Raw genomic sequence first — 18707 nt, 5'->3', positions numbered from 1 at the left:
CTTTCAACTTGTGATGTAGGTTTCTTGCAGATATACACCCGATCTGGTGCTTTACCTGGAGGGGGCGATGGGGGCGGTGCGGTTTTCCAATATAGACGGGTTGCGCGCGATTGCAGCCACATCGGTTTTATTTCATCATATCTTTGGTGATTTCATTCGAGATGCATCAAATCAGAGTACACCTCTGATTGGTTTTCTTAACTCGATTGTTTCAAGTTTCGATTTCGGCCGTTTTGGCGTGGTGCTGTTCTTTCTGATCAGCGGTTTCGTGGTGCCTTTCAGCATCAAGGGTGACCAGCCGATCAGGCGATTTGCAATTGGTCGTTTCTTTCGTCTTTATCCGGCCTTCTGGCTGTCGTTGCTTTTCATGTGCGGTTATCTGGCGTTCACGGAAAACACTCCGGGTCTGAAAGCTGTGCTTGCCAATGCGACGATGGCGGCGAATGTTTTCGGGCAGCCGTGGCTTTCTGGCGTCTATTGGACCCTGTTTATCGAGCTGGCCTTCTATGTATTGATCGCTGTGGCCTTCATGGCGGGAATGTTGCGACAGCCCATGCTGATCTTCGCGGCCGGGCTGTTGCTGGCGCTCTCGACCGGTGGTCCGTTTCTGTTGCGCTTCCTCGGAGTCAATCTGCCCGTTATCTATATCGGGCTTCATCTATCATTCCTGTTTTGCGGATTGCTGCTCCGCTTTGCCGTCATTGAAAAGGAAAGGGGCGCCCTATGGGCGGCTCTGGTGCTGATCATTGTACAGATGAGCATCATTGTCTCGATCGGAGACTTTTCTCTTGCTCGAAATGATACGTTCTTCATCGTGGGGAAATTGCCGGTCATCGCGGCTTATGTGGCAGCTTTTTCCGTCTTTCTTCTGTCACTCTGGACGATGAGACCGCAATCGGAGCTTTTATCCTCAACAGGTGAGATAAGTTATTCGATCTATCTTTTTCACGTTCCGGTCTGCTGGACGATTTACTTGTTCTTGCCGCCGACAGGCACCATGAGCGATATCATCACGATGGTCCTGTGTGTCGTTGGATCGTTCGCGGTTTCGACCCTGACTTATCGGTATGTCGAGAAGCCGATGATTGCTGTTGGCCGAAGGATTTCAGGACAGGTCAATCGCCCCTTGCAGCAGGCGGCAAGCTGAACGGCCTCTACGCAAGATCGCAAAGGCCGTTCGTCTTCTTCCTATTTCTTCTTCATTGCTTCCAGCAGTGCAGCGCCGAAACCGCCTGTTGATGACTGTTCCTGCTTGCGTGGGGCAAAGTTCTGTTTGGCTGCGGGCCTCGCATCACGTTGTGCATTATTGCGTGGGGCAGGGGCTTCGCCGCCATCCTTTCTCATCGTCAAGCCGATGCGCTTGCGTGGCACATCCACTTCCGTCACGCGCACCTTCACTACATCGCCAGCCTTGACCACTTCATGCGGGTCTTTGACGAAGCGGTCGGCGAGCTGTGAAACATGGACAAGCCCGTCCTGATGCACGCCGATATCAACGAAGGCACCAAAGGCGGCAACGTTGGTCACGGTGCCTTCCAGCATCATGCCGGGTTTCAGGTCCTTGATGTCATCGATACCGTCTGCAAAGGTCGCGGTCTTGAAACCCGGGCGCGGATCGCGGCCCGGCTTGTCAAGCTCGGCAATGATGTCGCGCACGGTTGGCAGACCGAAACGCTCATCGGCAAAGACGCGCGGATCGAGCGCTTTGAGCGCTGCACTATCGCCCATGAGGCTGCGCACATCGCGACCGCAGGCGGAAACGATCTTCTTGGCGACACCATAGGCTTCCGGGTGAACGGAAGACGCATCGAGCGGTTCTGTGCCGTTGGCGATACGCAGGAAGCCTGCACATTGTTCGAAAGCGCGGTTGCCGAGGCGGGCAACTTTCAGAAGTTCCTTGCGGTTCTTGAAGGCACCGGTCTCATCGCGATGCGCAACAATTGCTTCGGCGAGAGACTTTCCGAGACCGGATACACGCGCCAGCAGTGAGGCGGATGCCGTGTTGAGATCAACGCCGACAGCGTTCACTGCATCTTCGACCACTGCATCGAGCGAACGCGCCAGACGGGATTGATCAACGTCATGCTGATATTGGCCGACGCCGATGGATTTTGGTTCGATCTTCACGAGCTCCGCCAGAGGGTCCTGCAAGCGGCGGGCGATGGAAACGGCACCGCGCAGCGATACGTCGAGCTGCGGAAATTCGTTCGCTGCGGCTTCTGACGCCGAATAGACTGATGCACCTGCTTCCGACACGATGACTTTGAGCGGTTTTGGCGCTGGTAGGTCGTTGAGCATATCCACGACAAGACGTTCGGTTTCGCGACTGCCTGTGCCGTTGCCAATCGCAATCAGCTCGATCTTGTGTTTGCGGATCAGGCTTGCAAGCTCGGCCTGTGTGCCGCGCACATCATTCTTCGGCGGAAACGGATAAACCGTTGTCGTGTCGAGCAGTTTGCCGGTGCCATCGACGATTGCGACTTTCACGCCGGTGCGGATGCCCGGATCAAGACCCATGGTGGCGCGCGATCCGGCAGGGGCGGCTAGCAGCAGGTCTTTCAGATTGCGGGCGAAGACGTTGATGGCTTCTTCCTCGGCGCGTTCACGCAGATCGCGCATGAGGTCGAGCGACAAGGAAAGCGAGAGTTTGACGCGCCATGCCCAGCCTGCAACTTCCATCAGCCAGCGATCGCCGGGCAAGGTTGCGCCGATATTATAGGCGGCTGCAATTTTGCGTTCGACCGGCTTTACCGGCGAGGTATCATCAGCATCGATTTCAATGTCGAGCGACAGAAAATCCTCGTTGCGACCGCGCAGCATGGCCAGAGCGCGGTGGCCTGCAACATTTGCCCAGCGTTCGAAATGGTCGAAATAATCGGAGAATTTCGCGCCTGCATCCTGTTTGCCATCGACAACACGCGAGCGCAGAACGGCCCGGTCTTTCAGATAATTACGCAGATTACCGATCAGTTCGGCGTTTTCTGCAAAGCCTTCGGCGATGATGTCGCGCGCACCATCAAGGGCTGACTTCACATCGGCAACTTCACCGGTGACATATTGCGCGGCAATCTCTGTGGGGACCAGTCTGCGGTCCGCCAGAATGGCTTCGGCAAGTGGTCCTAGACCGCGTTCGCGAGCGATCTCCGCTTTGGTGCGGCGTTTCGGCTTATAGGGAAGGTAAAGGTCTTCAAGCTCGGCCTTGGTCTGAACACCAGCGATTTTCAGTTCGAGTTCCGGCGTGAGCTTTTCCTGGCCGCGGATCGATTCAAGAATGGAACTGCGGCGTGCTTCGAGTTCGCGCAAGTAGGCGAGGCGCTCTGAAAGCTGGCGCAGCTGCGTGTCATCAAGGCCGCCGGTGACTTCCTTGCGGTAACGGGCGACGAATGGCACGGTCGAGCCTTCGTCCAGCAAGCCAATGGCGGCGATTGCCTGTTCCGGCTTTGCATTGATTTCCACCGCTATAATTCCAGCAATGCGCTTGATGTCGTTGGCCATATTCATTCCAATCTCAAATCTTTACGGCGAACATAGTCGGATGCCCGTTTGACGCAATCAAGGCCGTTATGGTGGTCCACAGGAAACGCGTAAATTTATCTGTTCACGGCGATGTGAACAGCACACCCCTTTTTAAATCGGATTTAAGCGATACTTATATCGTGAAATGACGATATGAATGAAGATCAGCGAGGTGACCATGATGTCGGACATTCAATCTGTAGCAGCAGCTATGCCATTGGACGAGATACTCAAGGCACTTGGCCATCCAGTCCGTCTCGACATTTTAAGCTGGCTCAAAGAGCCGGGGAAGCATTTCTCCGCTCAGCACATGTCTCTGGAGATGGGCGTGTGCGCCGGTCAGTTCGAACGGTGTGGCCTCTCCCAGTCCACCGTTTCTGCCCATTTGTCCGTGCTGACGAAAGCGGGGCTGATCACGCCCCACCGCGTTGGCCAATGGACTTTCTACAAGCGCGATGAGGAGGCTATTGCCACCTTCATCGCATCCCTATCCGATCTTTGACCAACTTTTCCAATTTGAAGGAAATGCCCATGGCCACCTTGTTCGATCCTGTCACCGTCGGTGATCTGAAGCTTGCCAACCGTATCGTCATGGCACCGCTGACGCGCAATCGCTCGCCGCGCGCTGTGCCGAACGACCTCAACGTCACTTATTACGAGCAGCGCGCCAGCGCAGGCCTCATCATCACCGAGGCAACGCCGATCAGCCATCAGGGACAGGGCTATGCCGACGTTCCCGGCCTTTATTCCGATGAACAGCTGGCCGGCTGGAAGCGCGTGACTGATGCCGTTCACACCGCTGGCGGCAAGATTGTCGTGCAGATGTGGCATGTGGGCCGTATTTCGCACAACAGCCTGCAGCCAAATGGTGGCAAGCCGGTTGCACCGTCGGCCATTACGGCCAAATCAAAGACCTATCTCGTGCATCCGGACGGTACCGGCGAATTTGCGCCAACTTCCGAGCCGCGTGCGCTTGAAAAGAGCGAGCTTCCGGAAATTGTTGCGGCCTATGCCAAGGCTGCAAAGGATGCTGTTGAAGTGGCCGGCTTTGATGGCGTCGAAATTCATGCTGCAAACGGCTATCTGATCGATCAGTTCCTGCGTTCGGACAGCAACCACCGTACCGATGAATATGGCGGCTCTATCGAAAACCGCGCGCGCTTCCTGTTTGAAGTGGTGGATGCAATCACCAAGTCGGTTACGCCGGGCAAGGTTGGCATTCGTCTTTCGCCGGTAACGCCTGCCAATGACGCATCGGATTCCGATCCGCAGCCGCTGTTCGACTATGTGCTCGAAAAGCTTGCCTCCTACGGTCTTGCATATGTTCACATCATTGAAGGTGCGACCGGCGGCGCACGGGATTTCCAGCAGGGCCCGCAGCCATTCGATTATGCTCGTCTCAAGCAGGTTTATCGCGATGCTGGCGGCGAAGCTGCCTGGATGGTCAATAATGGCTACGGTCGCGAACTGGCAGAACAGGAAATCGAAAGCGGTCGCGCCGATGTGGTTGCCTTCGGCAAGCCATTTATCTCAAATCCGGATCTCGTTCGTCGTTTGAAGGATAATTCGCCGCTCAATGAGCTGGACCAGCAGCATATGTATGGCGGCGGCGCCAAGGGTTACACGGATTATCCGATCCTTGCCTGATCATGGGACAAAAGCCGGGATTTGATCCCGGCTTTTTTATTACAGACGTGCCCGTGTTGAACGCGGTGTTGCCAACAGCAGATTGGTTTCGCTGGCCTTGATGCCTGGCACCAGTCGAATGCGGCGCAGAACGGCATCGAAATCGGTCAGTGTCGCAGCACCCAGTTCCACCACCAGATCGAAACGACCATTGGTGGTGTGAACGGCGGAAATTTCCGAAAAGCCGCCAAGCGCCTTGACCACACGATCGGCAACATGGCCTTCGATTTCGATCATCATGATGCCTCGCACCGGCAGATCAACCGCATCTGACCGCAGGATCACTGTATAGCCGATGATGTCGCCAGACTGTTCCAGACGTTCCATGCGCGAGCGAACTGTCGCGCGGGAAACGCCAAGATCGATTGCCACATCCGAAATGCTGCGCCGGCCATTGTGACGTAAAAGCGTGATCAGCTTTTCATCCAGATCGTCCATGTTTTCTCCATTTTGAAAAGCCAATCCGACATTCTGATAAACCAAACCGTTAAAATTGCCAATCCGGTTGCTTCACATCGCCAAGCGTAAATGGTCAATCTAGGATAATAATTTCTCTGGAGTAGCACTTTATGCATTGCAAGATTTTGGGATTGCCTGTTCAGGAAGGCACGGGTCGTCTGGGCTGCAATATGGGCCCAGACGGTTATCGCGCCGCTGGCATTGCGGATGCGATTCGCGAGCTTGGCCACGAGTTTACCGATCTCGGCAATCTGGCCCCGGCTGAACTGCGCCAGCTGACACATCCCAATCCTGTGATCAAGGCTTTGCCGCAGGCTGTCGCCTGGATCGAAGCCATCAGTGAAGCTGCTTATCGTGAGAGTGAGGAAGGTTTTCCGATCTTCCTCGGTGGCGATCATCTGCTTGCCGCAGGCACTGTTCCCGGCATCGCGCGACGCGCCGCTGAAATGGGCCGCAAGCAGTTTGTGCTGTGGCTTGACGCCCATACGGATTTCCACACGCTGGAAACCACCGGCAGCGGCAATCTGCATGGCACACCTGTGGCCTATTACACGGGCCAGAAGGGCTTCGACGGCTATTTCCCGGCAGTGGCAGCACCGATTGATCCCGCCAATGTTTGCATGATGGGTATTCGCAGTGTCGATCCGGCAGAACGCGCTGCGATCAAGCAGACCGATGTTGCAGTCTATGACATGCGTCTCATCGATGAGCATGGCGTGGCAGCTCTGTTGCGCCGCTTCCTCCAGCGCGTGAAGGACGAAAACGGCCTTCTGCATGTAAGCCTGGATGTTGACTTCCTTGAGCCGTCGATTGCGCCAGCTGTTGGTACCACGGTTCCGGGCGGCGCGACCTTCCGTGAAGCGCATCTCATCATGGAAATGCTGCATGACAGCGATCTGGTGACGAGCCTCGATCTCGTTGAGCTTAACCCGTTTCTTGATGAACGCGGTCGCACCGCAACTGTGATGGTTGACCTGATGGCGAGCCTTTTGGGCCGCAGCGTCATGGACCGTCCAACCATCAACTATTGATTCAGAAGACCGCATTCACCGCTGTGCAAGATCCAATGGTCTGTCGCTGGATGCTAAGGAGTAATAATGACCCAACCGAACCTCAATATCGTTCCTTTCGTCAGTGTCGATCACATGATGAAGCTGGTGCTTTCCGTCGGCGTCGAGACCTTCCTCAAAGAACTCGCCGATTATGTGGAAGAGGATTTCCGCCGCTGGGAAAGCTTCGACAAGACCCCGCGCGTGGCTTCGCATTCCGATGAGGGCGTGATCGAGCTGATGCCGACAAGCGACGGTACGATGTACGGCTTCAAATATGTGAACGGTCATCCGAAGAATACGCGTGATGGCTTGCAGACGGTCACGGCTTTTGGCGTCCTTTCGGATGTTGGCAGCGGCTATCCGATGCTTCTGACCGAAATGACCATTCTGACGGCGCTGCGCACGGCTGCAACCTCGGCCGTTGCGGCCAAGCATCTTGCACCAAAGAACGCACGCACGATGGCGATCATCGGCAATGGCGCGCAGAGCGAATTTCAGGCTTTGGCGTTCAAGGCAATTCTCGGCATCGACAAGCTGCGTCTTTACGATATTGACCGCACGGCTTCGGAAAAATGCGCGCGCAATCTCGAAGGCGCAGGCATTGATATCGTGATTTGCAAGGATGTCGAGGAAGTGGTCGAGGGTGCGAACATCATCACCACTGTCACTGCCGACAAGCTCAATGCGACGATCCTGACCGACAACATGGTTGGTGCTGGTGTGCATATCAACGCGGTTGGCGGCGATTGCCCCGGCAAGACCGAACTGCACGGCGATATCCTCCGCCGTTCGGACATCTTTGTCGAATACCCGCCGCAGACCCGCATTGAAGGCGAAATTCAGCAGCTTCCGGAAGATTATCCTGTCAATGAATTGTGGGAAGTGATTACCGGCAAGACTGAAGGCCGCAAGGATGCGCGTCAGATTACGCTGTTCGATTCGGTTGGCTTTGCTACGGAAGACTTTTCGGCACTGCGCTATGTTCGTGACAAGCTGAAAGATACGGGCTTCTATGAGCAGCTCGATCTGCTGGCTGATCCGGATGAGCCACGCGATCTTTATGGCATGTTGTTGCGCCACAAACAGCAGCTTCAGGCGGAAAAAACCAAGCCCGCAGCCTGATTTGGAGTGACTTCCATTTTTGGAGCACACGCTCCACCTGTTGCAACCCTGCCGCGCTTGATGCGCGGCGGGGACACGCTTTCGCAATCAAAGCGATAAACCCTTGTGCCATACGCAATTTCCATTATTGCAGGATGTAATTTCTGTAATGGGGTGTATTGGGCATGGGCGACAGGGTGGAAAGCGAAACATCCTTCAGGCAATCGGCAAGTACTGTGCGGTCTGCCGCCAGCCCTGTCGTCTTCTGCGAGACGCTGGGCCTTTTTCAGGCTCCCGTTGGCCAATCTCTCGAGACAGTCGTCGTACTTGCAAGTCCCTGGGGGCTCGAAGAACTCTGCACAACACGCAAGTTCTGGCGCATCATTGCCGATGAACTCTCGACGCATGGCATCGCTTCTTTCCGTTTTGACTGGCCCGGCACGGGCGACGGACGCGACGACATCGATTTTTCAAACGGGCTGGAGCTCTGGCGAAATACGTTGGTGGAGGCTGCCCGGAAAGCACGCGACCTGTCAGGGGCAAGCCGCGTCGTTATCATCGGTCAGAGCCTTGGAGCCGCCATTGCGGCCGAAACTGCAGCACGGATCGAGGGCATTGCGGCACTGGCGCTACTGGCGCCGGTCATCTCGGGACGGTTCTACACGCGTGAACTGGCCGTCTGGTCGAGCATGGTCGATGCCGATCTGGGACTGACGGATGAACAGAGGATCAAGAACAGCGTTTCCATTGCATCTTTGACAATGCAGCCGGAAGTGGCCACCGATGTGAAGAAGATCAATCTTCTGTCGCTGGAGGTGAAGCCCGCGCCGCAATGTCTTTTGCTGGCGCGGACGGATCGTCCGAACGATGCTGAACTGGCGACGCATCTGGAAAAGCTCGGCACGGATATAACGGTTGAAGCTTTTGCCGATTACGACAAACTGATTTCGAACCCGGTCATTTCGCGTCTGCCTCTGGAGGTCGCGGATCGGCTTGTCAGCTGGGTGGCAGGCCTTGCAGGGTCTGAGCCTGCGCAAAACAAGCCGAACGATAACGCGCTTGGCGGCACTTTGACGGGTGACGGTTTTAACGAAACGCCCGTTTCTTTCGGTTCTGGCAATCGCCTGTCCGGCGTTCTCTGCGCGCCCTTGGGCGAACGGCGCGGCAGGACTGTCCTGTTGCTGTCGGCATCCTATGACCGACGCGTTGGATGGGGCCGCACCACCGTCGACATGGCACGCAAGCTTGCACGGGAAGGGATGGCTTCCCTGCGCTTCGACATTGCGAATGCTGGCGATAGCCCGCCCAATTCGGAGATGCCAGAGCAGGTGCTTTATACTCGAGGACCGGAGACAGATGTTGCCGAAGCCCTTGATTATCTCGACGCTATCGGCTGGGGTCGCCCTGTTGTGGCCGGACGATGCAGCGGCGCATTTCTGGGGTTCCACAGTGCTTTAAAAGATGAACGTATTTCGGGTGCGGTTCTGGTCAATCCAGAGACATTCTACTGGGCGCCGGGCCGCTCGGTTGAAGATGCAGTTCGCGAAGGCAAGCGTACGCTGGAGGATTATGGCAGTCGCGCGCTGCGTGCCGAAACGTTCCAGCGCCTGTTTCGCGGTGAACTGGATATCCGCGCTATCCTGCGCAACCTCACGCGCGGGGTTGTCGGGCGCGTTCGCAATCTGGCACGCAAGCTCCTGCGTAGCCGCACAGTGGAAGGACGGGCCGTCTATTCGGCTTTTGACGAACTGAAGCTGCGTGAGGTTCCGCTAGCGCTCATCTACGCTGAAAAGGATATCGGGCGCGAACATTTCGATTTCTATTTCGATCAGGTCGGCACCGACCTGCAGGGTTTCGACAATGCGTCAGTCGCCATCATTCCCGATGCCGATCATAATTTGACGCCCGAGCATTCACGCGAAATCTATATCGACGCGATCCGTTCGCTGGCCTTGCGGGATTAGAGCGCCGATCTGATTGGATCGGATCGGCGCTCTAACTGTGTGTTTTAGCGTGCATCTTGTTCCGAAAACCGTTTCACACTTTTCGGGATGCGCTCTAGAACCAGACGATCCGCGACGAACCGGCGATGCGGATTTCACCCGTTGGTTTCTCCGGCGCATCCTTGCGCTGGATGAGCGCGATGCGTTTCGTCTCGTTTGGAGCAAGGTGAAACCAGTTCTCCGCTGCGCGCCAGTCACCTGCATCGATGCTGACGGATTGGGCCAGCACTGGCGTTTTCAGGTCGAGGAACCAGTTCCCGTTCTCTTCGACCGGCACAGCTTCGATAGCAGCGTCGTGAAAGGCCTTTGTTCGTCCGAGCGGGAAGTGAAACGCTTCGGCGGCCGTAATATTATTACGCTTCAGTCGAGCCACCGTTACGTCATGTGCCGCAGGACCGAAACGATAGGCGTAAGTGACATCGAAGAATGCGCCGAACAGGTCGGTGGCAGGAATGGTTATCGCTGAACGGCCGGCTATTGCAAGATCGCGGCGACCGGAAACTACCGGCTGCGACCCGGCGCGCAGACATGCTAATTCAAGCGAAAGATCAGCGGATTCCAACTGCTCGTTCAGAATGTGAATCGCGAGGCCGTTGATGCCTTCATCGGTCAAGGCGAGCTGCTGCGAACGGAAGGCGCGTTTGAGTCCGTACCACGAAGCTTTGGGCTCGCCGGTCGCATCGATCATGCCCCAGCCGGCACCCGGCAGAAGATCCTGAAACATCCAGAGAAGTGCACCAAAACAGGTGCTTTCGGGGCGTCTCCACTCGGCAAAGGTCGTTTCCATCACCTCTGTTGTGACGGCACGGGAAAGGTGGAGATATTGTTCCACGTCCTCACGCCGCAATCGCGCTGGATCGTAACCGTATAACATCTCCAGATAGGCGTCCCGCACGTCCTCGAAATCCCAGGACACGCCGCGATCGCGGGGCACACGTGCCTTCCAGCGCGGATCGTGAACCGGAGGTACATCGAGACGGGTTTTCAGCGTGCGTGCTTCCGGCACGTTGGAGAAGGCCAGACATTCGGTCGCAAAACGTACTTCCGCCCGTCGTGCATCTTCCAGCGGACGGCAATAGGCACTGACGCCGTAATAGTGACTGACACCTTCATTGCTGATGAAGGGCAGGGCACCGTCGCAGGGCGAATTCGGCACATAGGGAATATTCGGGCAAAGCTCACCAGCAATACCGGGTAGAATTTCCTCGGTCAGCGGACCTTTCCAGGTTGCTTCCGGCAGGCCCATCATCGCGCCCTGCTGGTAAATTTCGCTACCGCCGCAAAGGACCGTCAGCGATGGGGCATGTCTGATGGCAGTGAGAAGCTGGGGAGCTTCCGCTTGTACTTTCGCGATAAACGCTTCGTCTTTCACCGGGTAATCGAAATTGGCGAACATGAAGTCCTGCCACACCATGATGCCCAGCTCGTCGCAAAGCGCGTAGAAGTCCGGTGTTTCGTAGGCGGTGATGCCGCTCAGCCGCAGCATGTTCATGCCCGCTTCCTGTGCGAGCTTCAGCCACGGTTCGTAATCGCCGCGCGCGCCGGGAAGGCGGACGATATCGGCGGAGCTCCATGCCGCGCCACGACAGAAGATCTTTTCGCCATTGATCCTGAGTGCAAATCCCTTGCCGTCCGTCCCGCGGTCGACCTCGATGCGGCGAAAACCGGTGCGCCCGAGCAACTGCTTTTCACCGTGGAGCGAAAGTTCGACATTGTGAAGCGCCGGATTGCCGTGCGTGTGTGGCCACCATGGTTCGACATTGGGAAGCGTCAGCCGTGCCGCCCATTGATCGCCGGTCTGACGTTCGCAGACGACCTGTTGCCCCGCGCAATGGAGGGTGGGCGTTGCGGCCTTGCCGCTATAGGTAAAACTGACTTGAAGTTCTCCATTGCCGGTTTCGGCCAATCTTGCCTGAATGGAGATGTCGGATATGGCTTCGGGATCGGTGCGGCTGATTGAAATCGGCCGCCACGGACCTGCGGCGTGCACTTCCGGGCACCAGCCGGGCATATAGCCTAGAGCCGTTGTGCGGATGAGGCGCAGGCCCTGTGTGTTCATCAGTTGCGTGCGCCAGCGGGCACGCGGACCTTTCTGGCCGAGATGGGGTGCGAGTGCACGAAAACACAGGGCAAGTTCGTCCTTGCCCGACAGCATGACGGGCACGTCATGGCCAAGAAACATGCTGTCGGTTTGCAGCAGCAATTCGCCGTTGAAAAAGACGTCGCAAATGGTGGCAAGCCCACCGAAATGGAGCGTGGCAGGGCCGGCTGTTTCCTCAAGATCGAGAAAATACCAAGCATCCTGATTGTCGAGCGGTATGGGATTTTTTCGGTCGAAACGCCCGGCTCTTTCCAGGGCTTCCGCCACCGTGCCGGGCACGGGGGCATCATCGATCGTTTCACCGGACCTGGCGTCGTGCGGCGATTGTGCCGCATCCGGGCCAGTGATGACAAGCCGCCACCCGGTCGAGAGTGGGCGGCTGGTCGGGTTCAGTTCAAGCCGCATCGCGACCGAGTTCCGTTGCAAGCGCTGCCATCATCCGATCCCAGGCATCTGCTGCGGGTTGCAGCGTTCCGGCCAATGCGTCGAATTTCTTGCGCATCACAGCACGGGCGAGCTGGAACTGAACAGCCTTTGCTGTTTCCGCAATCTGCAAGGCATCCGTTGAGGCCGTTGCAAAACGCTTGCCTTGCCCCAGCCAGTCGAGGTGACTTGCCGCGAGTTCGAAATTTGCGCCGAGCTGACGCAGTGTGTTGAAGGCATATTTATGGAAGAAGCCGAACGGACGCTCTGCGATTGCTTCTACCTGTCCAGGAAAAGCGCTGGCAAACGCGCGGATCGGGTTTTCTTTCGGCCTGCGAGCAAAATGGCGTGCCAGAAGGATTTCTGCAACGCGTCGCTGATGCGCTTCATCCGGCACATTCTTTGGAAACTTGGCGAATTCCGTGTACGGCAGGAAGGGCAGGTCGACTTCCGTCAGATGACGCTGAAGAACACCGTCGAAATCGTCGCCTTCCAGATGATAAAAACCGCCATTGTGGAAATAATCCAGCGAGCGGTTTTCAACGTCCATACGATTGATGGCGATGGTCGTCTTGCCATGTTCAGTCCGGTAGCTGACGCCATGCGTATCCGGCATGAAGTAGCTGTCCATTTCGATCATGCACAGGCGGCCGCGTGCAATCTGCTCGGCCACATGGCTTTCCACACGATCGAAAATTGCAAGCTCCGTCGCCCGCACCCCGTACAGGGCTTCGAGGTCTTCCAGCGGCACCTTGAAGAAGGTGAACTGGTCGCCCTCGAAATCCTGTGTGAGCGTGAAGCCGAGCATGGCTTCCGGAGCGACACCCAATGCTGCCAGCACTTCGATCCAGAGATCGACATAGCAGTTGGTTTCCGGCCAGATACGCGTCTGGGCATGCAAAGCGTGCGGCGTGTAACGGTCGGGCGCGATGTTCGGAAAAACAGCCTGCATAGTCGCGATCAGCCCCACAATTCCTTGCGTACATTTTCCGGCCAGATCTCAACATCCAGACCGTGGTGACGGAAGAGCGCCAGTGCAATGCGTTCCAGTCCGAACCCGACGCAGGCGGTGTGTGCCACGGCACCGTCGTCAAGCGACAGGCCCCATTTCACGCCGAACTGGTCCTGATGATAGTTGAAGCTCATGCAGGCGGTCGGCTTCTCGACGCTGGTGATCGGGATCAGCAGTTCGAACTTCAGGTTCTGGTCGCGCTGGTTGTTGACCAGCAACTTGCCTGCACGTCCGAAGAACGGGTCGTTGGCGACGTCGATTTCAACTGGCAGCCCGACCTTCTTCATCATGTCTGTGCCACGGTCGATCCAGAGCTGGCGGAATGCCATCACATTGGCCTCGGTGCCCATGCACACATATTCACGCATGCGGAAAAGCTGCTGGCGGGCAGGGTCGACCGAAGGTTCATGACGGAAGCAGTAGGATTGCAGGTCGTAAAGACCGCCACCCTGCGGCAGCGGTCCGCGCCTGGCAATCGTGGGATAGAGCGGGTAACAGGCTGCAGGCGTCAGAACGATGTCCGTCGCCTTCTGTTCCAGCGTCCAGTCGGTGCCTTCATCCATGCATTTGATGAGGTTGACATGGTCAAGCTCGCAGCCGCAGAAGCTGTGCACCGTACCGGCCAGTTGCGGGAAGCTTTTCATGTAGCCGCTTTTTTCGAAGAAAGCGCGGTTCATGCCGGGCGGGAAGCGGATCGCTTCGGCGCCGTCATTGCCTCCGGTACGGTCGATCAGGCGTTCAAATGCCTGGATGACATCTTCGAACTGGCCGGAGCGTCCATATAGACCTTCCACGCCGGTGTCGATCAGGAGACCGGAATCGAAAAGCCGGTCTAGAAATGATCTCTGAGCATCCATGACGATTATCCCAAAAGGCTGGTGTTTTGTTTGTGAATGAGCAGCATGGTGGCCGTATTGCCGAGGATGCGCTCGTTGGAAATCATCAGCTGCGCGGAATGCGCGTCACGCAGATGACGTCCGAGACTGAAAGGCGTACCGTTCTTGTAGCCCATAATGCCGCAGACCAGCATGGCGTGATTGATGATCTGAAGGATCGTCTGTGACGCTGCAATCTTGAGATTGTTCATTGCAATCGCAAAGCCCATCGATGCCAGCTTGTCAGGATCGTGCTTCGCTTCGCGATAGGTCTTGAGGCAGGCGACGATTTCGGACTTGAGCATCTGAAGCATGTTGGATGCTTCGGCAACGCGCAAGGCACCCGGCTGCGGTGCGCCCGGATTGCGCTTTGCGGCGGCGCGCACGAATGCCTGCGCCCGGTTGACTGCATCGACAGCGATGCCGTACCAGAGCGAGCTCCACAGCGTATGCGACTGCGCCAGCATGGATTGCGCCGCGATTTCGGCAAAGGGATGTGGCAGGATCTGCGCCTTGTCAGCCTCGCCGCGGAATACAAATCCTTCCGAGCAAGTGCCACGCATGCCGAGTGTATCCCAATCGTGGGTCTTTTCGAGCGTGTACTGGTCTTTCAGGAACACGGTCATCACCTGATCCGACGACGCAGCATCCTTGTGTGATCGCGACGTGATTAGAATGGCATCCGCATAGGTGCCGTAGGAAATGACGGTGGCGTTCTTTTCCAGACGGCAGATGTCGCCTTCGACCTCGATGGCACAGATCGAGTTGCGCAGATCGCCGCCGATGCCGCCTTCGGTCGTAGCCGATGCAAGCAACAACTGGTCTTTCGCGATTTTGCGCATGAAGTGCCGGTGCCATTCGACAGTCTGGCCGTGTTCCACCACGCTGGAGAGCTTGATGTGATGCATGGCGAAAATCATTGCGCTCGACGCACAGGACTGGCCGAGAACGCAACATAGTTCCGCAATCTGGTCGATTTCTGCGCTCTCGCCGCCGAACTCGGTCGGCACCTGAATGCCGAGCAGACCTTCGGCCTTCATTGCATCGATTGCTTCGCGCGGGAAGCGGCCTTCCTTATCGACGCTATCGGAAAATTTACCCGCTATGTCCGCAACGCGGCCCACGCGCTCTGAAAGACTGTTTCCCGCCCCGGCATTCATTATGCGGCCTCTTTGTCCTTGAGAATCTGGGTGATCGTCTGTTCGATGGCCTTGATGCTCGCGAAAGACTTGCGATTGAGATACTGGTCGGGAAATTCGATATCGAACTTGTCTTCCAGACCAAGCATGAGCTGGACCGATGCAAAGGAGGACAGGCCCGCGCTGTAAAGATCGGCATCGTCGGCGATGTCGGTCACTGCTCCCGGCAGGCTGCCGACCTTGGCCAAAAGTTCGCGAATGGATTCATTCATATTTTATCTCCCTGCATATCCGCTCAAGTCGAATGTTCGCGTCTGGGTTGACGCGACAACACGATCTCTTGAGCTTTCAAAAAGCTGCGGCAACTGTTCGAAATTCTGCCCCTTTATGCAAGTGATATATTGCGAATATTAGCTACATCGCAAACACACCACCGCGCATTTGGCTTTATCTGCTCCCGCAAGCCTTTATTTTCTGTTGACGTGACTGAGTTGCAGTCCGCTTATTCTGGGGACGTGCTTATATAGTTAAATATTCGATGACAAGATATGTTGCATTGCCCGCAAGGGTTGCGCCCTCTTTTGGTTAAAGAGGGCGGCGAGAATGGCGTGGTGCGGAAATCTGTCCCGTATTGGTGGCGATTGCCATTTCAAAACTGTCGGCAATGCGTCGTGCCCGGTCGATAAAAATGATTGCGGCTTCGGGCGGGAATATTTCGCGCGCGGTTTTCTCGAAAAGCTCGAGCCAGCGGTCAAAATGTTCGTTCTTCAGTCCCAGCTTCAGATGCGGCGCCATAGGGCGCCCTTCATAGCTGCCGGTCTTGAGAATAACCGACGACCAGAACGCGGCGATCTGTGCGATGTGATGGTCCCAATCGTGAACCGCGTCGGCGAAAATAGGCCCGATGACTGCATCTTCGCGCGCCCGTCCGTAGAAAATGGCCACCAGCTTTTCAATTGAAACCGGATCGATGGACGGGTGAGGCTGATTGATGAGAACGGTCATGATCGCTTGTCGAGTGTCTTGGTGCCGGAGGGCGGGCTCTTGAGCGGATATAATGGCTGCACCGACCACAATCCAGTGAAGTGTTGCCGCATGGGCATCAACTTGCCGTTGGCGGCGCGGCTATGACAGCTTATTAGTCCTCTTGTATAGAGTTGAGGGAGAGATGAATGCGGGTGTTCCTGATTGCGGGTCTGCTGACCCTGACGACAGCCGGGGCGGGCTTTGCTGCTTCGTGCGAACAGAATTTCAAGTCCGAGGGCGTTCCGCTCGTGACAGCCATGAGCTATCGCTCGACACAAAGCTTTGCCGGCGTGAAATCGTCGACCGCCTTGCAGCGTCTGGCACAAGCTGTCGCCGCCGAAGGTTTCTCGGGCATCAAGATCAACAAGCAGCTCGCTTCCATTGATGCTTTTCAGGAAACGACCGGATCGGGCCGTATCCAGACCTTGCGCGTAACTGCACGGGCGCAAGGTAAGGGCACACGTGTCGATGCGATTTTCAGTATTCAGGCGGGGCAGACAACCAGCAAGTCGGTAGTGCGCGAAGGGCTTTGCCGTATCATAGCTGCTGTAGCGAATTGAGCCTTATCGCCTGATGGTCGTTGCCATCAGGCGGTTTTCTGCATCAATTCGATGCGGTTGCCGAATGGATCGCGGATGTAGCAACGCTCATAACCTTGCAACGGCTCATCCACGACGGCTTCGACACCGGCTCTTGCAAGATATGCGATCATGTCCTGCAGATCGTCGACCAGAAATGCAGGATGTGCCTTGTGCGCAGGTGCGAAAGGGCGCTCAACGCCCAGATGAAGCCTGATCGTTCCCATTTCAAACCAGCAGCCGCCGCGAGCTGCCAGATTCTCGGGTTTTGGAACTTCGTTAAAACCAAGGATTGAACAATAAAAATCGCGCGCTTTTTGTTCCTGGCCTTCTGGCATTGCCAGCTGAACATGATCGAGGGCGATGATTTGCATGAAGGTGGCCGGGTCCAATCGATGAACCCGAAGATTAAAGCTAACCGATAGCCGGTCAAGCTACAAAAACTGCAGTAATTATTGAAAAGGGAGCGCAATGGTAGCGGAGGAGGGATTCGAACCCCCGACACAAGGATTATGATTCCTCTGCTCTAACCTACTGAGCTACTCCGCCACGCGTCGCTTTACAGAGACAACTTCATGATCGCCGTTTCCGGTGGGACAAATCGTTGTTCCTGCAAGGAATGGCGGCGGTATATGTGCGGAATGAAAAGCTGTCAAGCATTCTTCGCATAGCTTTCGTCTTGTTTTCTATCATTTGCACCGATAAGGAACTTGGCATCAGCAAAGGCATAGTTCTATGGCACCTCGTATTGCGGTTTTGGGTTGCGGCTATTGGGGCGGCAATCACATTCGTACCCTGAAGAGCCTCGGTGCCCTTCAGGCAGTCTCGGACTCAAGGGTAGAACAGGCGGAACGCTTCGCGACTGAGTTCAACGTTCCCAGCATTCCCGTCGATGAGTTGTTCGCCCGTCCGGATATCGACGGCATCGTCCTGGCGCTGCCAGCGCAGTTTCATTCACAATACGCCATTCAGGCAGTGAAGAACGGCAAGGACGTGCTGGTTGAAAAGCCGATCGCGCTCGATATTCCGGCTGCGGAAGCTGAAGTGGAAGCCGCCCGCGAAAATGGGCGCGTGTTCATGGTTGGTCATGTGCTGCGCTTCCATCCGGCCTTCGAAAAACTTCTCGACATGGTGAAAAGTGGCGAGCTGGGCGACATCCGCTATGTGCATTCGCATCGCGTTGGCTTCGGCAAGTTCCACAACGAGTTCGACGCCCTGTGGGATCTTGCGCCGCATGACCTCTCGATGATCCTGGCGATCACCGGAGAAGAGCCGAGCGCGGTTCGTGGAGAGGGCGTCGCGACGCTCGATCATCTCACCGACGTCGCCCATCTACATCTCGATTTTCCGAACGGCATCCGCGGTCATTTGTTTGCGTCGCGCCTGAACGCCTATCGTGAGCGCCGCCTGACTGTTACCGGTACAAAAGGTATGGCTGTATTCGATGACGTCGAGCCATGGGATCGCAAGCTTGCGCTCTACAGCCACGAAGTCTGGCGTGAAAACGACCAATGGTCTTTCAAATCCGTCGAGCCGGTCTATATCCCGGTTGAGGAAGGCATGCCTCTGACACGTGAATTGCAGCATTTCCTGCATTGCATCGAGACGCGCGAGAAGCCGCGTACCGATGGCAAGGAAGCAATCAGCGTGTTGCGTATTCTCACGGAAGGGACTGTCCGGCACCCGCGCTAAAAAGGGGGCCGCGCGTTCCATGTGAACTGCGTCAAGCGGTGTTA

At 56.3% G+C, this 18707-nt stretch carries 17 protein-coding genes and 1 tRNA gene; 8 read left to right on the top strand and 10 right to left on the bottom strand.

The genetic code is table 11. The features are described from left to right. Nucleotides 1-67 precede the first annotated feature (67 nt). On the top strand, nucleotides 68-1147 hold the full coding sequence (locus CQZ93_RS09890) for an acyltransferase family protein (protein ID WP_105542410.1): 1080 nt from the start codon (nucleotides 68-70) through the stop codon (nucleotides 1145-1147). Between the two features lie 41 nt (nucleotides 1148-1188). Here the strand turns inward: CQZ93_RS09890 and CQZ93_RS09885 are convergent, their stop codons facing one another. Beyond that, complete coding sequence (locus CQZ93_RS09885; RefSeq protein WP_105543258.1) at nucleotides 1189-3495, bottom strand: Tex family protein; 2307 nt, start codon at nucleotides 3493-3495, stop codon at nucleotides 1189-1191. Nucleotides 3496-3697: 202 nt separating this feature from the next. Here CQZ93_RS09885 and CQZ93_RS09880 point away from each other — a divergent pair, with 202 nt between their 5' ends. Beyond that, the gene (locus CQZ93_RS09880) at nucleotides 3698-4018 is read left to right on the top strand and encodes an ArsR/SmtB family transcription factor (protein WP_105543257.1); all 321 of its coding nucleotides are present in this window, start codon (nucleotides 3698-3700) and stop codon (nucleotides 4016-4018) included. A gap of 29 nt (nucleotides 4019-4047) precedes the next feature. Next, nucleotides 4048-5163: an alkene reductase gene (locus tag CQZ93_RS09875; protein ID WP_105542409.1), complete on the top strand. Its 1116-nt coding sequence runs from the start codon at nucleotides 4048-4050 to the stop codon at nucleotides 5161-5163. Nucleotides 5164-5202: 39 nt separating this feature from the next. Here the strand turns inward: CQZ93_RS09875 and CQZ93_RS09870 are convergent, their stop codons facing one another. Beyond that, the gene (locus CQZ93_RS09870) at nucleotides 5203-5640 is read right to left on the bottom strand and encodes an Lrp/AsnC family transcriptional regulator (protein ID WP_105542408.1); all 438 of its coding nucleotides are present in this window, start codon (nucleotides 5638-5640) and stop codon (nucleotides 5203-5205) included. A gap of 131 nt (nucleotides 5641-5771) precedes the next feature. Here CQZ93_RS09870 and rocF point away from each other — a divergent pair, with 131 nt between their 5' ends. From rocF to CQZ93_RS09855, 3 genes are all read left to right on the top strand, one after another. Further along, entirely contained in the window at nucleotides 5772-6692 is a 921-nt protein-coding gene (rocF, locus tag CQZ93_RS09865; RefSeq protein ID WP_105542407.1) for an arginase, read from the top strand. Nucleotides 6693-6758: 66 nt separating this feature from the next. Then, complete coding sequence (gene ocd, locus CQZ93_RS09860) at nucleotides 6759-7835, top strand: ornithine cyclodeaminase (protein WP_105542406.1); 1077 nt, start codon at nucleotides 6759-6761, stop codon at nucleotides 7833-7835. Nucleotides 7836-7999: 164 nt separating this feature from the next. Next, nucleotides 8000-9778 carry an alpha/beta fold hydrolase gene (locus CQZ93_RS09855; protein ID WP_105542405.1) on the top strand — a complete coding sequence of 593 codons (1779 nt, stop codon included), beginning with the start codon at nucleotides 8000-8002 and terminating at the stop codon, nucleotides 9776-9778. 94 nt (nucleotides 9779-9872) lie between these two features. Here CQZ93_RS09855 and CQZ93_RS09850 read toward each other — a convergent pair whose 3' ends face one another. The 6 genes from CQZ93_RS09850 to CQZ93_RS09825 form a co-directional block, all read right to left on the bottom strand. Then, nucleotides 9873-12323 (bottom strand): glycoside hydrolase family 2 protein, encoded by a 2451-nt coding sequence (locus tag CQZ93_RS09850; protein ID WP_105542404.1) that lies wholly within the window; start codon nucleotides 12321-12323, stop codon nucleotides 9873-9875. Beyond that, on the bottom strand, nucleotides 12313-13293 hold the full coding sequence (locus CQZ93_RS09845; RefSeq protein WP_105542403.1) for a DUF1839 family protein: 981 nt from the start codon (nucleotides 13291-13293) through the stop codon (nucleotides 12313-12315). Before CQZ93_RS09845 ends, CQZ93_RS09850 begins: the two co-directional genes overlap by 11 nt. Nucleotides 13294-13301: 8 nt before the next feature. Next, nucleotides 13302-14210 carry an amino acid--[acyl-carrier-protein] ligase gene (locus CQZ93_RS09840; RefSeq protein WP_105542402.1) on the bottom strand — a complete coding sequence of 303 codons (909 nt, stop codon included), beginning with the start codon at nucleotides 14208-14210 and terminating at the stop codon, nucleotides 13302-13304. Between the two features lie 5 nt (nucleotides 14211-14215). Further along, complete coding sequence (locus tag CQZ93_RS09835; RefSeq protein ID WP_105542401.1) at nucleotides 14216-15388, bottom strand: acyl-CoA dehydrogenase family protein; 1173 nt, start codon at nucleotides 15386-15388, stop codon at nucleotides 14216-14218. Then, nucleotides 15388-15639 carry an acyl carrier protein gene (locus CQZ93_RS09830; protein WP_105542400.1) on the bottom strand — a complete coding sequence of 84 codons (252 nt, stop codon included), beginning with the start codon at nucleotides 15637-15639 and terminating at the stop codon, nucleotides 15388-15390. Before CQZ93_RS09830 ends, CQZ93_RS09835 begins: the two co-directional genes overlap by 1 nt. A gap of 313 nt (nucleotides 15640-15952) precedes the next feature. Beyond that, complete coding sequence (locus tag CQZ93_RS09825; RefSeq protein ID WP_105542399.1) at nucleotides 15953-16372, bottom strand: group III truncated hemoglobin; 420 nt, start codon at nucleotides 16370-16372, stop codon at nucleotides 15953-15955. Nucleotides 16373-16539: 167 nt separating this feature from the next. Here CQZ93_RS09825 and CQZ93_RS09820 point away from each other — a divergent pair, with 167 nt between their 5' ends. Further along, on the top strand, nucleotides 16540-16953 hold the full coding sequence (locus tag CQZ93_RS09820; protein WP_105542398.1) for a hypothetical protein: 414 nt from the start codon (nucleotides 16540-16542) through the stop codon (nucleotides 16951-16953). Between the two features lie 26 nt (nucleotides 16954-16979). On the opposite strand, the gene CQZ93_RS09815 is transcribed toward CQZ93_RS09820, so the two are convergent. Then, nucleotides 16980-17345, bottom strand: coding sequence for a VOC family protein (locus tag CQZ93_RS09815; protein ID WP_105543256.1), 366 nt, complete (start codon nucleotides 17343-17345; stop codon nucleotides 16980-16982). A 98-nt stretch (nucleotides 17346-17443) separates the two neighbouring features. Beyond that, a tRNA-Met gene (locus tag CQZ93_RS09810) sits at nucleotides 17444-17520 on the bottom strand. A 186-nt stretch (nucleotides 17521-17706) separates the two neighbouring features. Here CQZ93_RS09810 and CQZ93_RS09800 point away from each other — a divergent pair. Then, nucleotides 17707-18663 carry a Gfo/Idh/MocA family protein gene (locus CQZ93_RS09800; protein WP_105542396.1) on the top strand — a complete coding sequence of 319 codons (957 nt, stop codon included), beginning with the start codon at nucleotides 17707-17709 and terminating at the stop codon, nucleotides 18661-18663. Nucleotides 18664-18707: the final 44 nt, after the last annotated feature.

The sequence above is a fragment of the Ochrobactrum vermis genome (genome assembly GCF_002975205.1).
Taxonomy (GTDB): Bacteria; Pseudomonadota; Alphaproteobacteria; order Rhizobiales; family Rhizobiaceae; genus Brucella; species Brucella vermis.
This window is presented reverse-complemented; position numbering and strand designations above follow the sequence as displayed.